The sequence below is a fragment of the Streptomyces sp. ATexAB-D23 genome (assembly GCF_000373645.1).
GTDB classification, from domain to species: Bacteria; Actinomycetota; Actinomycetes; order Streptomycetales; family Streptomycetaceae; genus Streptomyces; species Streptomyces castrisilvae.
In genome coordinates this window covers 459720-478374 of the sequence record NZ_KB892013.1, presented here as the reverse complement: position 1 = coordinate 478374, position 18655 = coordinate 459720, and the positions used below count along the sequence as shown (strand labels likewise).

The following is an 18655-nucleotide window of genomic DNA, read 5'->3' as shown; positions in this document are numbered from 1 at the left end:
TGTGCACGGCAGGGTTCCCCTTCCTCCCCCTCACACCCCGGAAGGGAGAGTCATGGACTCCCCACGTCTCTCGCGCCGCCTGCTGCGCTCCGTGCTCCCGGCACTCGCTCTCGCCCTGGCCACCGCCGGCCTGGTGGGCAGCGGCGGTCCCGCCACCGCGACCGCCACCCCGATGTCGCAGACGGCGGCGGCCGCCACGACGACGTTCGCCGACGAGTTCGACGGCCCGGCCGGCTCGGCCGTGGACGGCGCCAAGTGGCAGATCGAGACCGGCGACAACGTCGACAACCACGAGCGGCAGTACTACACGTCCGGGAACAACAACGCCGCGCTGGACGGCCAGGGCCACCTGGTCATCACCGCCCGCAAGGAGAACCCGTCCAACTACCAGTGCTGGTACGGCACCTGTCAGTACACCTCGGCACGGCTGAACACCTCGGGCAAATTCACCCAGCAGTACGGTCACGTCGAGGCGCGGATGAAGGTCCCGCGCGGGCAGGGCATGTGGCCGGCGTTCTGGATGCTCGGCAATGACATCGGGCAGGTCGGCTGGCCCAACTCCGGCGAGATCGACGTCATGGAGAACGTCGGCTTCGAGCCCTCCACCGTGCACGGCACCCTGCACGGCCCGGGTTACTCCGGCTCCGCGGGGATCGGCGCCGGCTACACCCTGCCCGGCGGCCAGGCCTTCGCCGACGACTTCCACACCTTCGCCGTCGACTGGGCCCCCGACTCCATCACCTGGTCCGTCGACGGCAACGTCTACCAGCACCGCACCCCCGCCGACACCGGCGGCAACCCCTGGGCCTTCAACAAGCCCTTCTTCCTCATCCTGAACCTCGCGGTCGGCGGCTACTGGCCCGGCGACCCGGACGGCGGCACCACCTTCCCCCAGCAGCTCGTCGTGGACCACGTCCGCGTCACCACCAGCGACGACGGCGCGACCGGGACGGGCGGCCGGATCACGGGTCTGGCCGGCAAGTGCATGGACGTCGCGGCGGCGAGCAACGCCAACGGCACCCCGGTCCAGCTCTACGACTGCAACGGCAGCGAAGCGCAGCGGTGGACCGTCGGCACGGACGGCACGATCCGGGCGCTCGGCAAGTGCCTCGACGTGGCCTCGGGCGGCACGGCCGACGGCACCCCGGTCCAGCTCTGGGACTGCAACGGCTCGGCCGCGCAGAAGTGGGCGGTCAGCGGGGCGCGTGACATCGTCAACCCACAGGCCGACAAGTGCCTGGACGTCACCGGCAACAGCTCGGCCAACTCCACCCGCCTGCAGATCTGGACCTGCGCGGGCACCGCGAACCAGAAGTGGACGGTGAACGGCTGACCGACCCCCTCGTCCGCGGCCCCCCGGCACTCCCGTGCCGGGGGGCCGCGCGCGTCCCGGCGGCCGGACCCCCACCGGGTCGAGGGCGCCGGGGCCGCGCATGCTTAGCTGGGGGCATGTTCGATGACTTCCCCGCCGGTGAACTGTCCCAGGTCGAAGCGGCGGTCCGCGCAGCGGCCGCCGCCGAGATCATGCCCCGCTACCGGCAGCTCGCCGACGACGACGTCATCGAGAAGAACGGCCCGCACGACCTCGTGACGACCGCGGACCGGCGCGCCGAGGAACACCTCACCGCGTCCCTGCTCCGGCTCCTGCCCGGCTCGGTGGTCGTCGGCGAGGAAGCGGTCCACGCCGATCCGAAGGTGTACGAGGCGCTGGGCGGCGACGCCCCGGTGTGGATCGTCGACCCGGTCGACGGCACCCGCCAGTTCGTCGCCGGCGAACGGGGCTTCTGCACCCTGGTGGCCCTCGCCCACCACGGCGAGCTACTGGCCTCCTGGACGTACGCGCCCGCCCTGGACGAGATGGCCGTCGCCGTGCGGGGGAGGGGCGCGACGGTCGACGGCACCGCGATACGCGCCGGCTCGCCCGCGCCCGACGCGGCGCTGCGCATCGCGATGTCGCACCCCGACTACACCTCCGACGAGCAGAAGCGGGCCCTGCTCGGCCTGCGCGCCGAGGGTTTGGCCGCCCGCCCGTGCGGTTCGGCGGGCCTCGAATACCTTGCCGTGGCCCGGGGCCAGTCCGACGCCGTCGCCTTCAGCTGGGAGTTCGCCTGGGACCACGCGGCGGGGCTCCTCCTGGTCGCGGAGGCGGGCGGCGCGCAGGCCACGCTGTCCGGTGCGCCTTTCCGTATCGCCGGCGGCAACGACCTGCCCTTCACGGCCGCCCGCGACCGCGCGACGGCCGACCGCGTCCTGTCGGCTCTGCGCGCGGGGTCCTGAGCGGCGGGGCAACCCCTCAGCCGGCCGTCAGCCCGACGCCGTCCGCAGCACCTCGCGCACGTCCCGTACGAGCTCCGCGGCCGCCTCCACCGCCGCCGCGTCCAGGTCCCGCAGCGCCTGCCCCGCCCGGTCCGCGAAGTGTGCCGGGGCGTCCGGGAGGGCGGCAGCGGCGGCCAGGGCGCCCTTCTCGTTGAGGCACCAGGTGCGGTGGTGGGCGTGCAGCGACTGGGTGAGGACGCCGATGGCGCGTGACAGACAGAGCGACACATGCAGGCGGTCGCCGGCCGGGGCCGATTTACGGGCCGACGCGACCAGGAACTCCGCCTCCCAGGCCGCGTCCCCGAGCGCCCTGCGCAGCGGCTCCGGATAGCCGGCCGTCTCGCGCCGAAGGGCCGTCAGCTCCCCTTCGGGGTCGGTGAGTACGCGGCCGAGGGCGACCTCGCCCGGGTACGCGGGAGACCAGAAGCCCAGCGGATGGCCCGGCTGCACGCCCACCTCGTACCGGCCCTCCCGGCAGCCGGCCCAGACCGCCTCCACCCGGTCCAGGTCGCGCAGGATCCAGTCGACCTGGACCCCGTCCACCCGGAGCCAGGCCCCGCCGTCGACCCACGGCCCCCACCCGCCGGGCCCGGCCACCTCGGCCGGCGAACCCTGGAACGCCGAGGCCAGCGCGGCCAGGGCCGCGGTGTCCGGGGCGCCGCGGTAGTACAGGCCCAGGTCCCAGTCGGAGTCGGGGCGGTGGGTGCCACGGGCGCGGCTGCCGCCGAGCACGACGGCCCGGATGCCGGGCACCTGAGTGAGCAGGGCGGCCATCTCGCCGATCCGGCGGCGTACTCCGGAGTCGTCCGGCGCGGGGGCGGCGGGCCGCGGTGGGGGAGCGGGGTTCTCGGCCTTCACCGGACGGAACGCTACCCGCCCCCGGTCCGCCGGCGCCTGCGAATATCCTGGGTGTTCCGACCGTCGGCTGACAAAGGAGTCCGAAGGTGCCGTCGATGCTCGATGCGGTCGTGGTGGGCGCGGGCCCCAACGGACTGACCGCCGCAGCCGAACTGGCCCGACGCGGCTTCGCCGTGGAGGTCTTCGAGGCCGGACCCGCGGTCGGAGGCGGAGCCCGTACGGAGGAGCTGACCCTCCCCGGCTTCCGGCACGACCCCTGCTCCGCCGTCCACCCCCTGGCCATAGGCTCGCCCGCCTTCCGGGCGATGCCGCTCGCCCGGCACGGCCTGGAGTGGCTCCAGCCGCAGCTGGCGCTCGCCCACCCCTTCCCGGACGGCTCGGCCGCCGTGCTCTCCGGTTCGGTGGGGGAGACGGCCATGGCGCTCGGCCCCGAGGACGCGGGCGCCTACCGTCGCCTCCTCGCGCCCTACCTCGGCCACTGGGACACCCTCGCCCAGGACTTCCTGCGCACCCCGTGGGACGGGCTGCCCCGCGACCCGTACCGCTGGGCGCGCTTCGGGCTCGACGCGATCCAGCCCGCCACCCTGCTGTCCCGGCGCTTCCGGGGCGAGAAGGCGCGCGGGATGTTCGCCGGTCTCGCCGCCCACGCCATCGCGCCCACCAGCGGCCTCGCGACCGGCGGCATCGCCCTGCTCTTCGCGCTGGCCGCACACGAGAACGGCTGGCCGGTGCCGCGCGGCGGCTCCCAGGCCATCTCCGACGCCCTCGCCTCGTACCTGCGGGAGCAGGGCGGCACCATCAGGACCGGGACGGAGGTCAAGCGCCTGGACGAACTGCCGCCGGCCCGCGCCTACGTCTTCGACACCTCGCCGGCTGCCCTCGCCCGGATCGCCGGACTCGGCCGCGCCTACCAGGGCTACCGCTACGGCGCCTCCTGCTTCAAGATCGACTATGCGCTCTCCGAGCCGGTGCCGTGGACCGCGGAAGAGGCCCGCAGGGCCGGCACCGTACACATCGGGCCCACGGCCGGCGAGATCGACACCGCCCTGCACGCGGCGGTCGAGGGCCGCGACCCCGCCGTCCCGTTCCTGATCACCGCCCAGCCCAGCCTCGTCGACCCCACCCGCGCCCCCGAGGGCAGGCACGTCTTCTGGGTGTACGGACATGTCCCGGCCGGCTGGGAGGGCGACGCCACCGAGGTCATCGAACGCCAACTGGAGCGGTTCGCCCCCGGCTTCCGCGATGTGGTGCTCGCCCGCGCGGTCGCGGGCCCGCCCCGGATCGCCGAGCGCAACGCGAACTACGTGGACGGGGACATCGCCTGCGGCGCCTTCGCGGGCCTCCAGACGGTGATCCGCCCCAAGCTCGCCCGCGTCCCGTACGCGACCGCCCACCCGGCGGTCTTCCTCTGCTCGTCGGCGACCCCGCCGGGCCCGGGTGTGCACGGCATGTCCGGCCACCACGCCGCGAAGGCCGTCTGGCGCCGGCTGCGGGAAACGGGCCCCGCCGGCCGCCGCTGACCACATCGGCGGCGACCGGACGGGCGCCCGCGCTCCCGGTCAGGCGGGCAGGCGCTCCAGCAGCCCGGCGAAGTCGGTGCCCGGTGCGAGGGTGCCGAAGGCGAGCCCCCGGTCACCGGCCAGCCGCGAGGCGCAGAACGCGTCCGCGACGGCCGCCGGCGCGTGCCGGACCAGCAGCGAGCCCTGGAGCACCAGCGCCGCCCGCTCGATGAGCCGACGGGCCCGCAGCGGGGCGTCCTCGGTGAGTACCAGCTCACCGCGCAGCTCCTGCCAGGCCGTGTCGAGCCGGCGGTCCGCCCCCGAGGCGGCCTCGATCTCGGCCCGGAAGGCGTCGAGGGACTCCGGCTCGCGGGCCAGCGCCCGCAGCAGGTCCAGGGCGTTCACATTGCCCGACCCCTCCCAGATGCCGTTGAGCGGCGCCTCCCGGTACATCCGGGGCATCCCCGAGTCCTCGACGTACCCGTTGCCGCCGAGGCACTCCAGCGCCTCCGCCACGGCCACCGGCTGCCGCTTGCACACCCAGTACTTGGCCACGGCCGTCGCCAGCCGCAGGAACGCGCGTTCCCCGGCGTCGCCCCGCTGCGCCCGGTCGGCGGCACCGGCCAGCCGCAGCCCGAGCGTGGTGGCGGCCTCGGACTCCACCGCGAGGTCGCCGAGCACATTGCGCATCAGCGGCTGGTCGATCAGCGCGGCGCCGAACACCGAGCGGTGGCGGGCGTGGTGGGCCGCCTGGGCGAGCGCGGCCCGGATACCGGCGGCCGAGCCGAGCACGCAGTCCAGCCGCGTCATCGTCACCATGTCGATGATGGTGCGCACGCCCTTGCCCTCGGGGCCCACGAGCCAGGCCACGGTGTCGTCGAACTCGGGCTCGCTGCTGGCGTTGGAACGGTTGCCGAGCTTGTCCTTGAGCCGCTGGATGCGGAAGGTGTTGCGGCTGCCGTCGGGCAGGACACGCGGTACGAGGAAGCAGGAGAGCCCGCCCGGCGCCTGGGCGAGCACCAGGAAGAGGTCGTTCATGGGGGCGCTGGTGAACCACTTGTGCCCGCGCAGCCGCCAGGTCCCGTCCCCGGCCTCGGCGGCCGTCGTGGTGTTGGCGCGCACATCGGTGCCGCCCTGCTTCTCCGTCATGCCCATCCCGGCGAGCAGCCCCGCCTTGCCGGTGGGGGTGCGCAGGCCCGGCTCGTACATCCGGCTGGTGAGCAGCGGCTCGTACGTGGCGGCCAGCTCCGGGGCGCGTCGCAGGGCCGGGACGACGGCGTAGGTCATGGAGATGGGGCACAGGTGGCCCGCCTCCAGGGCCGACATCACCATGAAGCCGGCCGCCCGTGCCACATGCGCGCCGGGGCGCTCGTCCGCCCACGCGGCACCGGCCAGGCCGGCGCTCACCGAGGTGTCCATCAGGTGGTGGTAGGCGGGGTGGAAGTCGACCTCGTCCACGCGGTGGCCGTAGCGGTCGTGGGTGCGCAGCACGGGCTCGTTGAGGTTGGCCTGCTCGGCCCACTCCTGGGCCTGCGCACCGCCGACGAGCCGGCCCAGGCGGTGCAGGTCCTCGGTGTGCCACGCGGCCCCCTCGCGGCGCAGCCCCTCCAGCAGGACGGCGTCGTCGGCCACGTTGTGTCCGGTCAACGGCGGCGGCTGATTGGTCACTTCGTGGGTCTCGGCGGTCGGGTTGCTGTGCGGGGCGGCGGTCGTCTGCACGGGAAACCTCCGGGTGGAAGGGGTACGCGAATCGGTCACGGGCGTGGAGCCGCGGGCGGGGCGCCCGCGCAGCGCAGGGCCATGGCGACGAGCTCGGTCAGGAGTGCTTCGGTGGCCCTCTCGTCACCGGCGCCGAGCGGGTCGACCAGGACCTCGCCGACCGCCCCGGTGAGCGCGGCCGCGGTGATCTCGCCGTTCTGCGCGGGCAGCAGGCCGTCCCCGATGCCCTCGTGGACGACTTCGGCGAACAGGGCCCGGTAGCGGCGCCGGTAGTCGAGGCGTTCCGCGCCGACCGCCGGATCGGCGGGGGCGGCGAGCAGCGCGTAGGCCAGTCCGCGGTTCTCCAGCGCGCGCCGGGCGAAGACCTCGACGCCCCTGGCCAGCCGCTCGACCGGGGTGCCCGGTTCGCGCAGCACCTCGCCCAGGACCTCCACCTCGCGCCCGGCGGCGCGCCGGAACACCTCGACGGCCAGCGCGGTCTTGGACGCGAAGTGCTGGTAGACGGAGCCGGCCGCGATGCCGGCCGCGTCGGCGACGGCGGTCACGGACGCCTGCGACCAGCCCACCTCCGTGACCACGGAGGTGGCACGGGCGACGAGGTGCTCCCTGGCGGCTTCGAGCCGGCTGATCTCGGCCGGTGTCTTGCGGTAGGCCATGAAAGAAGTGAACCACCATTCAGATGTTTGCGCCATGGTCCCGTGGCCACCATTCAGATGTTCGCGCCGTGGTCCCGTCGCCGTCCGTGCCCCTGGACCGGGCCGGGGTGCGCGCAGGCCCAGGCAGCCGGACGCCCATGTCGGATTTCCGCCAGCCCCGGGCCCCGCCCATGGACCATCCTTGAACCATGCACACCGACACCGAGCGCTGCGTCCGGGCGGTCCGGTCCAAGGACGCCCGCTTCGACGGCTGGTTCTTCACGGCCGTCCTGACCACCCGGATCTACTGCCGCCCGAGCTGCCCCGTCGTGCCGCCCAAGGCCGAGAACATGACGTTCTACCCGAGTGCGGCCGCCTGTCAGCAGGCAGGGTTCCGGGCCTGCAAGCGGTGCCGGCCCGACACCAGCCCGGGGTCGCCCGAGTGGAACGCGCGGGCCGACTCCGTGGCACGGGCGATGCGGCTGATCCGGGACGGCGTGGTCGACCGGGAAGGCGTACCGGGGCTCGCCGCCCGGCTCGGGTACTCGCCCCGGCAGATCGAACGCCAGCTCCTCGCCGAGCTGGGCGCGGGCCCGCTCGCACTGGCGCGGGCGCAGCGGGCGCAGACCGCGCGGGTACTGATCGAGACGACCGGGCTGCCCATGGCCGAGGTGGCCTTCGCCGCCGGGTTCGCCTCCGTCCGCACCTTCAACGAGACCGTCCGCGAGGTCTTCGCCCTCGCACCGGGGGAGCTGCGCAGCCGGGCCGCCCGGTCGCTGCGGGCGCCCGCCACCCCCGGCGTCATCGAGCTACGGCTCCCCTACCGGGCCCCGCTCAACCCCGGCAACCTCTTCGGCCATCTCGCCGCGACCGCCGTCCCGGGCGTCGAGGAGTGGCGTGCCGGCGCCTACCGGCGCACCCTCGCCCTGCCGCACGGCCACGGCATCGTCGCCCTCGCCCCGCGCCCCGACCACATCGCCTGCCGCCTCTCGCTCACCGACCCGCGCGACCTGACCCTCGCCATCAGCCGGTGCCGCTGGCTCCTCGACCTCGACGCCGACCCGGTCGCCGTGGACGGGCAGCTGTGCGCCGACCCCCTGCTCGCCCCGCTGGTCGGTGCGGCCCCGGGCCGCCGGGTGCCGAGGACCGTGGACGGCGCGGAGTTCGCCGTACGGGCCGTGCTCGGCCAGCAGGTGTCCACGGCCGCCGCCCGCACCCACGCCGCCCGGCTGGTCACCGCACACGGCACGCCTGTGGACGACCCGGAGGGCGGGCTCACCCACCTCTTCCCGGACCCGGCGGCCCTGGCCGGCCTCGACCCCGAGCGACTGGCCCTGCCACGCAGCCGCCGCCGCACGCTGACCACCCTCGTCGGGGCCCTGGCGGACGGTTCGCTGCGCCTCGGCCCCGACTCCGACTGGGAGCGGGCGCGGGCCGAGCTGGCCGCGCTGCCCGGATTCGGCCCCTGGACCGTCGAGGTCATCGCGATGCGCGCGCTCGGTGACCCGGACGCGTTCCTGCCGACGGACCTCGGCATCAGGCGGGCCGCCCAGCACCTCGGCCTGCCCTCCACGCCGGCCGCCCTCACCGCCCGCGCGGCCGGCTGGCGCCCCTGGCGCGCGTACGCCGTCCAGCACCTGTGGACGGTGGACGACCACCCCATCAACCACCTCCCCGCCCAAGGAAGCACCTCATGACCCGGCAGCACACCGTGGCCGACAGCCCCTACGGCCCGCTGACCCTCGTCGCCACCGACGGCGTCCTCGCCGGCCTCTACATGACCGGCCAGCGCCACCGGCCCCCCGAGGAGACCTTCGGGGACCCGGACCCGCGCCCCTTCACCGAGGCGATCCGCCAGCTCGACGCCTACTTCGCCGGCACCCTGAGCGAGTTCGACCTGCCGCTGCGCCTGGACGGCACACCGTTCCAGCGCAGCGTCTGGGAGCAGCTCCGGCTCATCCCGTACGGCGAGACCCGTACGTACGGGGAACTCGCCGAGAACCTCGGCAAACCCGGCGCCTCCCGGGCGGTCGGCCTGGCCAACGGCAAGAACCCGGTCGGCATCATCGTCCCCTGCCACCGCGTGATCGGGGCATCGGGCGGTCTCACCGGCTACGGCGGCGGCCTGGACCGCAAGCAACGGCTGCTGGCCTTCGAGAACGGCACGGGGGAGACCACCCCGGCCCTGTTCTGAGCCCGTGCGCGCACGGCGAAGGGGCCCCGCGCCGGGGGAGCGCGGGGCCCCTTCGTACGGCCGGCCCGTTCCCGGTCTCCCGTCAGCCGGTGAAGATCTCGACGACCGTCCAGATCGCCAGCCCCAGCATGCACAGCCCGCCGATGCGCTGAACGGTCTTGAGCGGTACGCGCTTCGCGATGAACCGGCCCGCGAGCAGCGCCAGCGCCGATACGGACATCAGGGCCGCGGCTGAGCCGATCGCGACGGACCAGGCGCCGTTGCTCGCCGCCAGGTTGGCGGTGGTGATCTGCGTGAGGTCACCCCACTCGCTGATGAACACCGCCGTGAACGCCGTCGAGTACACCGGCCAGAACCCGGTCACCGTCTTCGGGCCCGCGTCGTCGTCCTCGTCGCCCGCGTCCGCCCGCAGCAGCATGAAGGCGCCGAAGGCGAAGAGGGAGGCCGAGACCAGTTTGACGATCCAGTCGGGCAGCAGACCGATCAGCCCGCCCGCCCCCACCGCGATGGCGACATGGACGATGAACGCGGACGACGTGCCGAACCAGACGTACAGCGGACGCATCCGCGTGCCCATGGCCAGCGACGCGAACATCGTCTTGTCGGGGAGTTCGGCGAGGAAGATCAGCCCGAAAGCGGTGATGATCGCCAAGAGGTCGAGATGCATTCCGGGTGGCTTTCTGTACGAGCCGGGCCCCGGATCTTCCGCGAAGTGCCGCTCGGGCGTTTCGGAGGACCACTCGGCCCGGCATGACGGCACCGCCCACGGGGTGTGGGCGTGTCATACCTGACCGAAGGTCTCGCCCACCCGTGAACCACGAGCCCGGCCACCGGGAACCCGGAGGTTCCAGTGTGTCGACGACCGGTTTGCAGGGCTACTCCCCTTCGCAGCCGTTCACATTACCGCACCGGGGCCTGGTCGCGGTCGGCCGGCCATACGCGGTCCAGGAAGCCGGCGATCAGCGGGGCGATCCGCGGCAGCCGGTCCTCCAGGGCGAAGTGCCCGGTGTCGAAGAGGTGCAGTTCGGCGTCCGGGAGGTCCCGCAGATAGGCGCGGGCACCGGGCTCGGGGAAGAACATGTCGCCGGTGCCCCAGACGACGAGCGCCGGCGGGGTGTGCGTGCGTAGCCAGTCCTGCCACCGCGGATAGAGCGCGACATTGGAGTGGTAGTCGAACGCGAGGTCGAGCTGCGGCCGGGTACGGCCCGGCAGGTCGAGGAAGTGCTGGTCCAGGGTCCAGCCGTCGGGCGCGACCAGTTCGGGATCGGCGGTGCCGCCCTCGTACTGGGCGCGGGTCGCGGACGGCGTCAGCAGCGACCGCACGGTGTCGGCGGCGCCGGGCTCCTTTGGGCGCAGCGCGATGAACGCGCGAGCCTGCTCCGACAGCCCTTCCTCGTAGGCGTTGGCGTTCTGGACGACCAGACCGGCGATCCACTCCGGGTGGCGGGTGGCGAGCCGGAATCCGACCGGTGCGCCGAAGTCGAAGACGTACATCACGAAGCGGGACAGCCCGATCCGGCGGACGAAGCCCTCGGTGATGTCGGCGAGCCGGTCGAAGGTGTACGTGAACGGCCCGCCCTCGGTGGAGGAGGTGGGGGCGTCGCTGTGGCCGAAGCCGGGGTAGTCCGGGGCGATCAGGCGATAGTGCGAGCCGAGGGCATCCATCAGCCGGCGGAACTGGTGCGAGGCGGACGGGAAGCCGTGCAGCAACAGCAGCACCGGGGCTTCCCCCGGCGGTCCGGCGGGGACCGATTCGCGGTAGAAGACACGGACGCCGTCGACCTCGACGTGCCGGTGGCGGATCTGGGGAACGGTGTGGAGCGCCATGTTCACATGCCTCCTGGGCGACTTGATGCATTAGCTCTAGGGCAGTTCTACGGCGAGGATTGCTAATGTGTCAAGGTGCTGAGTTAGCATTAGTCGCATGAATGGTTCCGAGCCCATGACCGGCGAGCCGCTCGCCCTGGACCTGCTGAACACGCTTCCGTACACGGCGCAGGGCGCACCGGCCGACCATCTGGCCGACGCGGCGGGCCTGCGGGCCTGGCTGGCGCTGGAGGGGGAACGGCTGCCCGCCGCCGGAGCCGGGGCGGTGGAGCCGGACGACGCCGCGGCGGTGCGCGAGGTCCGGACGCATGCCGCGGCCGCCGTCGCGGCGGTCCGGCGCGGCGAGCGCCCGCCCGCCTCCGCCCTGCGCGGACTCAACGACGCACAGCTCGCCGCCCCCGCCGTCCGGTACGCCACCTGGGACGGCGACGCGGTCGTGGTCGAGGACCGCCGTCCGGGCACCCTGGGATCACGGGTGGCCGCCGCGCTCGCCGCGGAGGTGGCCGGCCTGCTCGCGGACCCGGACATCCGCAAGGTCCGGGAGTGCGAGGCGGACGACTGCACGATGCTGTTCCTGCCGGCCCACCCACGCCGCCGCTGGTGCTCGGCCGCACGCTGCGGCAACCGCGCACGGGTGGCCCGTTACTACCAGCGCCACAAGGGCGAGGACACGTAGTCAGCGCCGCGCGAACAGGAACGCCTGCGGGGTCCGCTCCGACGGGTCCGCCGCCCGCACCGGCAGTGGGTGCGGTCCTCAGCCGACGCGGTGGCCGTCCTCCAGTTCCACCGGGCCCGCGCCCGACTCCAGCGCACCCAGCGCCGCGTGGATGCGGCGCCCGAGTGCACCGGGCAGGTAGTGGTCCAGTTCCGCCGGCTCCACCAGCTTCCACGACAGCAGCTCCGACTCCTGGAGCCGGACCGCCTTCAGCTGGTCCTCGTCCAGGACCCCGCCGTCGTACACATAGGCCACGATCGGCGGCCGGCCGCTGCCGCGTGCCCAGTCGACCGCGAGGAGGCGGCCCGGCTCGACATCGAGCCCGATCTCCTCCAGCGACTCGCGCCGCGCACCCTGCCGCGGGCTCTCGCCGTCCGCCGACTCGACCGTGCCGCCGGGCAGCGTCCAGTGCTCCCGGTAGTTCGGTTCGACGATCAGGACCCGTCCCGAGGCGTCGCGGAAGACGCAGGCCGCGCCCACGAGGACCTTGGGGAGACCGGCGATGTACGTGGCGTAGTCATGAGTGGTCACGCGGGCAGCCTAGGCGCAGTTTGATCGATCAGACCATGGGCACGGGGCGGGTGCTGCGGATAGGGTCGGGGCGGCGCGACTGCCTGTTCGACAGCAAAGGGAATCAAGGTGACGGACGGAGCAGTGATGGAGACCGCACGCGTGCTCGTCGCGGCGGACAAGTTCAAGGGCTCGCTCACGGCCGTGCAGGTCGCCGAGCGGGTGACGGCCGGGCTGCGGCGCGTCGCCCCCGACGTGCGGGTGGAGACCCTGCCCGTGGCGGACGGCGGCGACGGCACGGTGGCGGCGGCGGTGGCCGCCGGGTTCGAACGCCGCGAGGCGCGCGTGACCGGGCCGCTGGGGGAGCCCGTGACCGCCGCGTACGCCGTGCGCGGCACCACAGCGGTGGTCGAGATGGCCGAGGCGTCGGGCCTCCAGCACCTGCCCGACGGCGTGTTCGCGCCGCTCACGGCCACCACGTACGGCTCCGGGGAACTGCTGCTCGCCGCGGCAGAGGCGGGGGCCCGGACCATCGTGTTCGGGGTCGGCGGCAGCGCCACCACGGACGGCGGCGCCGGGATGCTGGCCGCCCTCGGCGCGCGCTTCCTCGACGCGGACGGCAAGCCGGTCGGGCCGGGCGGCGGCGGCCTCGCCGATCTCGCCGAGGCCGACCTCTCCGGGCTCGACCCCCGGCTGAAGGGGATCGACCTGATCCTCGCCAGCGACGTCGACAACCCGCTGACCGGACCGAAGGGCGCGCCCGAGGTCTACGGACGCCAGAAGGGTGCCACCGAGGCGGACATCGCGGTGCTCGACGCGGCGCTCGCCCACTACGCCTCCCTGCTGGGGCCGGAACAGGCCCAGCAGCCGGGCGCCGGGGCGGCGGGCGGCATCGGGTACGGGGCGCTCGTCGCACTCGGCGCGCGGTTCCGGCCCGGGATCGAGGTCATGCTCGACGTCCTCGGCTTCGCGCCCGCGCTGGAGCGGGCCACCTTCGTCATCACCGGCGAGGGCTCCCTCGACGCCCAGACGCTCCACGGCAAGGCCCCGGCCGGCGTCGCCGCCGCCGCCCGCGCGGCGGGGATCGACGTCGTCGCGGTCTGCGGCCGCCTGGCCCTGGCGCCGGAGGCGCTGGGGCGTGCGGGCATCCGGCGGGCGTACCCGCTGACGGAGCTGGAGCCGGATCCGGCGGTGTGCATGGCCGAGGCGGGACCGCTGCTGGAACGCGTCGCGGAGTCGATCGCGCGGGACTTCCTGCGCTGAGGCGTTCCGGGGGCCGTTTCAGCCCCTCCGGCGATTGAGGAGCGGGGGCCGGGGGCGCCCCCGGTTACGGGAAGGGGCGGGTAGGGGACAAGCCGCGGCAGGCGCCCCGCCCGCACCCTCCACAACCCCGCCCCTGTGCGCCCGCACAATCCCACCCCCGCCCCCACGGGGCACCCGCAGCGTCTCCCCCGTTCCCCATGGACGCCCACCCCCCTCCCCTGCTGGTCTGTGGCCCCACACAGGCACGCGGAAGGAGGAGGACGCATGGCAACGCTTGAGATCCGCGCACTGTCCGTGGCCTACGGCCCCGTACGCTCCCTGCGCGACGTCTCCCTCGATGTGCCGGACGGTGCGATCACCGCCGTACTCGGCGGCAACGGGGCCGGGAAGACCACACTGCTGCGGGCCGTATCGCGGACCCTCGGCTTCCATCGCGGGACGGGCACCGGAACCGTCCGGTTCGACGGGCAGCCCCTGGACGGGCTGCGCCCCGACCGGGTGGTGGCCGCCGGAGTGGTCCAGGTACCCGAGGGGCGCCAGGTCTTCGCCCGGATGACGGTGGCCGACAACCTGCGGGCGGGCGCCCTCGGGGCACCCGGCGGACGCAGGGCGGCGGCCGAAGCGCTCGCGCGCGTGCACGAGCTGTTCCCGGTGCTCGCCCGGCGCACCCACCAGAGCGCCGGGCTGCTGTCCGGCGGCGAGCAGCAGATGCTGGCCATGGGGCGCGCCCTGATGGCCCGGCCCCGACTGCTCCTGCTGGACGAGCCCTCACTCGGGCTCGCCCCGCTGATGGCGCAGCGCATCGCCGAGACGGTGCGGGAGATCAACGCGTCCGGCACCTCCGTCCTGCTGGTCGAGCAGAACGCGTCGATCGCGCTTCGGCTCGCGTCCACGGCGTACGTACTGGAGGTCGGCGAGGTCACCCTGGAGGGGCCGGCCGCTGAACTGGCCGCCTCCGACGAGGTGCGCCGCCGCTATCTGGGCGTCGTGGACGAGACGGCGGCCGAGGACGCGGACCGGTCCGCGACCGCGTCCGTCCGCACCCTGAGCAGGTGGTCCGCGTGACCGCCACCGCCACCGCCGCCCGCGAAACCGCACCCCCCGCCCTCGCCGTCCACGACGTCACCGTCCGCTTCGCGGGGCTCACCGCCCTCGACGGCGTCTCGTTCACCGTGGAGCCGGGCAGCGTGCACGCCGTCATCGGCCCCAACGGGGCGGGCAAGTCCACCACGTTCAACGTGCTGTCCGGGGTCTACCGGGCGGCCTCCGGGAGCGTCCGCCTCGGGACGGCCGAGCTCACCGGGCGCGCCCCGCACGAGATCGCCGCGCTCGGCGTCGCCCGCACCTTCCAGAACCTCGCGCTGCCCCCGCACGCCACCGTCGCCGACACCCTCATGCTGGGCCGGCACCGGCTGACCCGGGCCGGCTTCCTCGCCAGTGGACTGGGGCTGCCGTCCGCGAAGCGCGAGACCGCGGCCCATCGCGAGCGGGTCCGCGAGATCGCCGGGTTCATCGGGCTGGAGAAGGAGCTGGGACGGCCCGCCGGGGCGCTCCCGTACGGGCAGCAGAAGCTGGTCGAGCTCGGCCGGGCGCTGTGCATGGAGCCCCAAGTGCTCCTTCTGGACGAGCCCGTCGCCGGGATGACCGCCGACGAACGGCGGCGCACCGCGGCGATCGTGGCCGGGGTCCGCGACGGCCTCGGCATCTCGATCGTGCTCGTCGAACACGACATGGGGGTGGTGATGCGGCTCGCGGACGCCGTGACCGTACTCGACTTCGGACGCAGGATCGCCGGCGGCACCCCCGCCGAGGTCCAGAACGACCCGGCCGTCGTCCAGGCCTACTTGGGGGCACCGCAATGACCACCTTCATCGAACTCCTCCTCGGCGGCCTGTCCATCGGTTCGGTCTACGCCCTGATCGCGCTCGGCTTCGTCGTCATCTTCAAGGCCACCGAGGTCGTCAACTTCGCCCACGCCTCACTACTGCTGGCCGGCGGCTACGTCACCGCCGTGCTCCACGACGACATCGGTTTCTGGCCCGCCCTCGCCGTCGGTATCGCGGGCGCGGCCGTCGTCGGCGCGGCCGTGGAGTTCCTGGTGATGCGCCGCTACCGGGGCAGCGACCACAGCGTCCTGGCCATCGTCACCATCGGCGTCGACATCCTGCTCACCACCGAGCTCACCCGCCGCATGGGGACGGAGGTGCTCTCGCTCGGCGACCCCTGGGGCGACCGGGTCCTCACCATCGGCGACGTCACGATCGCCCAGACCCGGGTCGCCGCGTTCGTCGCCGCCGCCCTCCTCATCACCGTCTTCCTGCTCGCCTTCCGCTTCACCTCCTGGGGTGTGTCGATGCGCGCCGCCGCCGAGAACCCGCAGACCGCGGCGCTGATGGGGATCAGGCTGGGCCGGGTCTCGCTCGCCGCCTGGGCGGTCGCCGGGGCGCTCGCCGCCGTCGCCGCGCTCTTCCTCACCGTCTTTCCCACCCCCGGCCTGGAACGGGCCACCTCGCTCGCCGCGCTCAAGGCGTTCCCCGCCGCGATCCTGGGCGGACTCGACTCGACGACCGGCGCCCTGGCCGGCGGACTGATCGTCGGCGTCACCGAATCGCTCGCCACCGGCTACCAGAGCGACCTGTCGTTCCTCGGCCGGGGCATCGGGGACCTCGCCCCCTACCTGGTGATGGTGATCGTGCTGCTCCTGCGGCCCGCGGGACTCTTCGGTACGAAGGAGCTCGCCCGTGTCTGAGACCACGACCACACCGCCCGCCGCCGTCATCGGCCTCGCCGCCCGGCTGCGCCGGCCCCGCACCTGGCTCTGGGCGGCCGGTTCGGTGCTGCTGCTCGCCCTCCCGTTCTACCTGGACCGCTTCTGGCTCCAGGCCGGGCTGTTCGCGATGGCCGCCGCGATCGGCGCCATCGGGCTCAACCTGCTCACCGGAGCCACCGGGCAGCTCTCCATGGGCCACGCCTTCTTCCTCGCGGTGGGCGCGTACGGCTACTGCGTCCTGGCGGGGGAGAGCGGTACGGAGAACGGGCACGCGCTGACCGGGCTCGGTCTGCCCAGCTGGCTCGCGGCCGTCCTCGCCGTCCTCCTCGCCGGAGCCGCCGGCGGGCTGTTCAGCCCCATCGCGAGCCGGCTGCGCGGCGCCTACCTCGGCATCGCGACGCTGGCCCTGATCTTCATCGGCCAGCACGTCCTGTTCAACGCCGGTTCCCTCACCGGGGGCTACAACGGCCGTTCCGTACCCCCGCTCTCGCTCTTCGGCTTCACCTTCGACGACACGGAGGTGCTGGTCGCCGCGGTGCCCTTCCAGTCCTCCGAGAAGCTCTGGTACGCGGCGCTGGCCGCGCTGCTCGTGAGCGGCCTCTTCGCGCGCGGGGTGCTGCGCGGCCGGCCGGGACGGGCGCTGAACGCGATCAGGGACCACCGGATCGCGGCCGGGGTGATGGGCGTACCGGTGGCCCGCTACCGGGCGGGCGTCTTCGTCCTGTCCTCGATGTACGCGGGACTGGCGGGCGTCCTGCTGGCGCTCGTCTTCCAGCGGACGGTGCCCGAGTACTTCGGCATGGTCCTGTCCCTCGAATACCTCGCCATGATCGTCATCGGCGGGCTCGGCACCGTGGCGGGAGCGGTCGTCGGCGCCGCCTTCGTCTCCCTGCTGCCACAGCTGCTCACCCACTACAGCGACTCCCTGCCCCTGGTCTCCGCCCCCGGCACGGGCGGTCTGGCACCGGGCGAGGCGTCGCGCTACCTGTACGGCGCCGCGGTGGTCGCGGCGGTCCTGTTCCTGCCAGGCGGCCTGACACGCCCGATGAAGAACTCAGGGGAGAACAAATGAAACTGCGTGTGCTCGGGGCCGTGTGCGCGGCCCTCGCCCTCACTCTCGTGGGGTGCAGCGAGAAGGCCAAGTCCTCCGACGCGGGAGACGGCGGCAAGGGCGGGGTGAAGACCGGCGAGGGCGTCACCGACTCGGTGATCCGGCTCGGCGCGCTCACCGACATGACCGGCGTCTACGCCTCGCTCGGCAAGAGCGTCACCCAGGCCCAGCAGCTCTGGGTCAAGCAGACCAACGCCGCGGGCGGCATCTGCGACCGGAAGATCGAACTCACCGTCCGCGACCACGGCTACGACCCGCAGAAGGCCGTCGCCGGATACACCGAGCTGGAACCGAAGGTGCTGGGCTTCGTCCAGTTCATCGGCTCACCGTTCGTGGCGGCGGTCGAGCAGCGCATCGACGGCCAGGACAAGGGGCTCGTCCTGCCGCAGGCCTGGTCGGCGAATCTGGTCGGCAGCAAGTACATCAGGGTCATCGGCGCCACGTACGACGTCGAGACGATCAACGCGATCGACTTCCTGCTGGCCGAGAAGCGCATCGCCAAGGGCGACCGGATCGGCCATGTGTACTTCGAGGGCGACTACGGCGAGAACGCCCTGGCCGGTTCGAAGTACGCGGCGAAGCAGGCCGGCCTCACCGTCGTCGAGCAGAAGATCAAGCCCACCGACAACGACATGACCGCCCAGGTCTCCGCCCTCAAGCAGGCCGGTGTGAAGGCCGTCGTCGTCAGCGCGGGCCCGCGCCAGGCCGCCTCGCTGGTCGGGGTCGCCGCCGCCACCGGCTTCAAGGTGCCGGTCATCGGCAACAACTCGGCCTACGCCCCGCAGCTGCTGGCGACCCAGGCGGGCCCGGCCCTGATGAAGGACTACTACGTCGCCGCCTCCACCCTCCCGATCGGCGACCCGGGCGCCGGCCCGGCGAAGCTGTCCAAGGAGTACGCCGCCGCGTATCCCAAGGACGGCCTCGACAACGGCGTCATCGCCGGTTACACGGCCGCTGACCTGTACGGCGACGCGCTGAAGAAGGCCTGCGCGGCGAAGGACCTCACCCGCGAGGGCATCGACAAGGCCCTGCTGACCATCACGGACTTCGGCGGCGACTTCGGGGTGTCGCACGACTTCTCGGACCCGGCGGCGCCGTCCACCCGGGAAAGCGTGATCATGAAGCCGGACGACGGGACCCCCGGCGGTCTGAAGGTGGTCCGGCCCGCCCAGGCGGCTGCCGCTGCCGAGTCCTTCACCCTCAAGTAGCCCTTTCACCTCTCCGGCAACGGCCGGCGG

At 73.6% G+C, this 18655-nt stretch carries 18 protein-coding genes; 12 read left to right on the top strand and 6 right to left on the bottom strand.

Annotation, left to right across the window (positions count from 1 at the left end):
• Nucleotides 1-52 precede the first annotated feature (52 nt).
• Complete coding sequence (locus B082_RS0115210; RefSeq protein ID WP_018552667.1) at nucleotides 53-1333, top strand: glycoside hydrolase family 16 protein; 1281 nt, start codon at nucleotides 53-55, stop codon at nucleotides 1331-1333.
• 116 nt (nucleotides 1334-1449) lie between these two features.
• Complete coding sequence (locus tag B082_RS0115205; protein ID WP_018552666.1) at nucleotides 1450-2277, top strand: inositol monophosphatase family protein; 828 nt, start codon at nucleotides 1450-1452, stop codon at nucleotides 2275-2277.
• Nucleotides 2278-2304: 27 nt separating this feature from the next.
• Here B082_RS0115205 and B082_RS0115200 read toward each other — a convergent pair whose 3' ends face one another.
• Nucleotides 2305-3090 carry a nucleotidyltransferase domain-containing protein gene (locus B082_RS0115200; protein WP_037710198.1) on the bottom strand — a complete coding sequence of 262 codons (786 nt, stop codon included), beginning with the start codon at nucleotides 3088-3090 and terminating at the stop codon, nucleotides 2305-2307.
• A gap of 170 nt (nucleotides 3091-3260) precedes the next feature.
• Here B082_RS0115200 and B082_RS0115195 point away from each other — a divergent pair, with 170 nt between their 5' ends.
• A complete protein-coding gene (locus B082_RS0115195; protein WP_018552664.1) occupies nucleotides 3261-4694 on the top strand; it encodes a phytoene desaturase family protein in 1434 nt (477 codons plus the stop codon).
• Nucleotides 4695-4733: 39 nt separating this feature from the next.
• Here B082_RS0115195 and B082_RS0115190 read toward each other — a convergent pair whose 3' ends face one another.
• Both B082_RS0115190 and B082_RS0115185 read right to left on the bottom strand, forming a co-directional pair.
• Nucleotides 4734-6392 carry an acyl-CoA dehydrogenase family protein gene (locus tag B082_RS0115190; RefSeq protein ID WP_018552663.1) on the bottom strand — a complete coding sequence of 553 codons (1659 nt, stop codon included), beginning with the start codon at nucleotides 6390-6392 and terminating at the stop codon, nucleotides 4734-4736.
• A 35-nt stretch (nucleotides 6393-6427) separates the two neighbouring features.
• On the bottom strand, nucleotides 6428-7048 hold the full coding sequence (locus B082_RS0115185) for a TetR/AcrR family transcriptional regulator (RefSeq protein WP_018552662.1): 621 nt from the start codon (nucleotides 7046-7048) through the stop codon (nucleotides 6428-6430).
• Between the two features lie 188 nt (nucleotides 7049-7236).
• On the opposite strand from B082_RS0115185, the gene B082_RS0115180 reads away from it, so the two are divergent.
• Nucleotides 7237-8724 (top strand): AlkA N-terminal domain-containing protein, encoded by a 1488-nt coding sequence (locus tag B082_RS0115180; RefSeq protein WP_018552661.1) that lies wholly within the window; start codon nucleotides 7237-7239, stop codon nucleotides 8722-8724.
• Nucleotides 8721-9221, top strand: coding sequence for a methylated-DNA--[protein]-cysteine S-methyltransferase (locus tag B082_RS0115175; protein WP_018552660.1), 501 nt, complete (start codon nucleotides 8721-8723; stop codon nucleotides 9219-9221). The genes B082_RS0115180 and B082_RS0115175 overlap by 4 nt, the downstream gene beginning before the upstream one ends.
• 82 nt (nucleotides 9222-9303) lie before the next feature.
• Here the strand turns inward: B082_RS0115175 and B082_RS0115170 are convergent, their stop codons facing one another.
• Nucleotides 9304-9888, bottom strand: a complete 585-nt coding sequence (locus tag B082_RS0115170; protein ID WP_018552659.1) for a TMEM165/GDT1 family protein — start codon at nucleotides 9886-9888, stop codon at nucleotides 9304-9306.
• Between the two features lie 233 nt (nucleotides 9889-10121).
• On the bottom strand, nucleotides 10122-11048 hold the full coding sequence (locus tag B082_RS0115165; protein ID WP_037710195.1) for an alpha/beta fold hydrolase: 927 nt from the start codon (nucleotides 11046-11048) through the stop codon (nucleotides 10122-10124).
• A 97-nt stretch (nucleotides 11049-11145) separates the two neighbouring features.
• Here B082_RS0115165 and B082_RS0115160 point away from each other — a divergent pair, with 97 nt between their 5' ends.
• On the top strand, nucleotides 11146-11724 hold the full coding sequence (locus tag B082_RS0115160; RefSeq protein ID WP_026249811.1) for a CGNR zinc finger domain-containing protein: 579 nt from the start codon (nucleotides 11146-11148) through the stop codon (nucleotides 11722-11724).
• Between the two features lie 78 nt (nucleotides 11725-11802).
• Here the strand turns inward: B082_RS0115160 and B082_RS0115155 are convergent, their stop codons facing one another.
• The gene (locus B082_RS0115155) at nucleotides 11803-12294 is read right to left on the bottom strand and encodes an NUDIX domain-containing protein (protein ID WP_018552656.1); all 492 of its coding nucleotides are present in this window, start codon (nucleotides 12292-12294) and stop codon (nucleotides 11803-11805) included.
• A 126-nt stretch (nucleotides 12295-12420) separates the two neighbouring features.
• On the opposite strand from B082_RS0115155, the gene B082_RS0115150 reads away from it, so the two are divergent.
• The 6 genes from B082_RS0115150 (at nucleotide 12421) to B082_RS0115125 (ending at nucleotide 18625) form a co-directional block, all read left to right on the top strand.
• Nucleotides 12421-13536: a glycerate kinase gene (locus B082_RS0115150; protein ID WP_018552655.1), complete on the top strand. Its 1116-nt coding sequence runs from the start codon at nucleotides 12421-12423 to the stop codon at nucleotides 13534-13536.
• Between the two features lie 264 nt (nucleotides 13537-13800).
• On the top strand, nucleotides 13801-14601 hold the full coding sequence (locus tag B082_RS0115145; protein WP_018552654.1) for an ABC transporter ATP-binding protein: 801 nt from the start codon (nucleotides 13801-13803) through the stop codon (nucleotides 14599-14601).
• Nucleotides 14598-15398, top strand: a complete 801-nt coding sequence (locus B082_RS0115140; RefSeq protein ID WP_026249810.1) for an ABC transporter ATP-binding protein — start codon at nucleotides 14598-14600, stop codon at nucleotides 15396-15398. Before B082_RS0115145 ends, B082_RS0115140 begins: the two co-directional genes overlap by 4 nt.
• Nucleotides 15395-16285: a branched-chain amino acid ABC transporter permease gene (locus B082_RS0115135; protein ID WP_018552652.1), complete on the top strand. Its 891-nt coding sequence runs from the start codon at nucleotides 15395-15397 to the stop codon at nucleotides 16283-16285. Before B082_RS0115140 ends, B082_RS0115135 begins: the two co-directional genes overlap by 4 nt.
• A complete protein-coding gene (locus B082_RS0115130) occupies nucleotides 16278-17378 on the top strand; it encodes a branched-chain amino acid ABC transporter permease (RefSeq protein ID WP_018552651.1) in 1101 nt (366 codons plus the stop codon). Before B082_RS0115135 ends, B082_RS0115130 begins: the two co-directional genes overlap by 8 nt.
• The gene (locus tag B082_RS0115125) at nucleotides 17375-18625 is read left to right on the top strand and encodes an ABC transporter substrate-binding protein (protein WP_018552650.1); all 1251 of its coding nucleotides are present in this window, start codon (nucleotides 17375-17377) and stop codon (nucleotides 18623-18625) included. Before B082_RS0115130 ends, B082_RS0115125 begins: the two co-directional genes overlap by 4 nt.
• The last annotated feature ends 30 nt before the right edge of the window (nucleotides 18626-18655 follow it).

Excerpts from the sequence above, each read along its gene's own strand:
- B082_RS0115200 (WP_037710198.1), bottom strand. The coding sequence starts at position 3,090 with ATGGCCGCCCTGCTCACTCAGGTGCCCGGCATCCGGGCCGTCGTGCTC.
- B082_RS0115160 (WP_026249811.1), top strand. The coding sequence starts at position 11,146 with ATGAATGGTTCCGAGCCCATGACCGGCGAGCCGCTCGCCCTGGACCTG.
- B082_RS0115180 (WP_018552661.1), top strand. The coding sequence starts at position 7,237 with ATGCACACCGACACCGAGCGCTGCGTCCGGGCGGTCCGGTCCAAGGAC.
- B082_RS0115205 (WP_018552666.1), top strand. The coding sequence starts at position 1,450 with ATGTTCGATGACTTCCCCGCCGGTGAACTGTCCCAGGTCGAAGCGGCG.
- B082_RS0115135 (WP_018552652.1), top strand. The coding sequence starts at position 15,395 with ATGACCACCTTCATCGAACTCCTCCTCGGCGGCCTGTCCATCGGTTCG.
- B082_RS0115170 (WP_018552659.1), bottom strand. The coding sequence starts at position 9,888 with ATGCATCTCGACCTCTTGGCGATCATCACCGCTTTCGGGCTGATCTTC.
- B082_RS0115210 (WP_018552667.1), top strand. The coding sequence starts at position 53 with ATGGACTCCCCACGTCTCTCGCGCCGCCTGCTGCGCTCCGTGCTCCCG.
- B082_RS0115175 (WP_018552660.1), top strand. The coding sequence starts at position 8,721 with ATGACCCGGCAGCACACCGTGGCCGACAGCCCCTACGGCCCGCTGACC.
- B082_RS0115145 (WP_018552654.1), top strand. The coding sequence starts at position 13,801 with ATGGCAACGCTTGAGATCCGCGCACTGTCCGTGGCCTACGGCCCCGTA.
- B082_RS0115165 (WP_037710195.1), bottom strand. The coding sequence starts at position 11,048 with ATGGCGCTCCACACCGTTCCCCAGATCCGCCACCGGCACGTCGAGGTC.
- B082_RS0115185 (WP_018552662.1), bottom strand. The coding sequence starts at position 7,048 with ATGGCCTACCGCAAGACACCGGCCGAGATCAGCCGGCTCGAAGCCGCC.
- B082_RS0115150 (WP_018552655.1), top strand. The coding sequence starts at position 12,421 with ATGGAGACCGCACGCGTGCTCGTCGCGGCGGACAAGTTCAAGGGCTCG.
- B082_RS0115125 (WP_018552650.1), top strand. The coding sequence starts at position 17,375 with ATGAAACTGCGTGTGCTCGGGGCCGTGTGCGCGGCCCTCGCCCTCACT.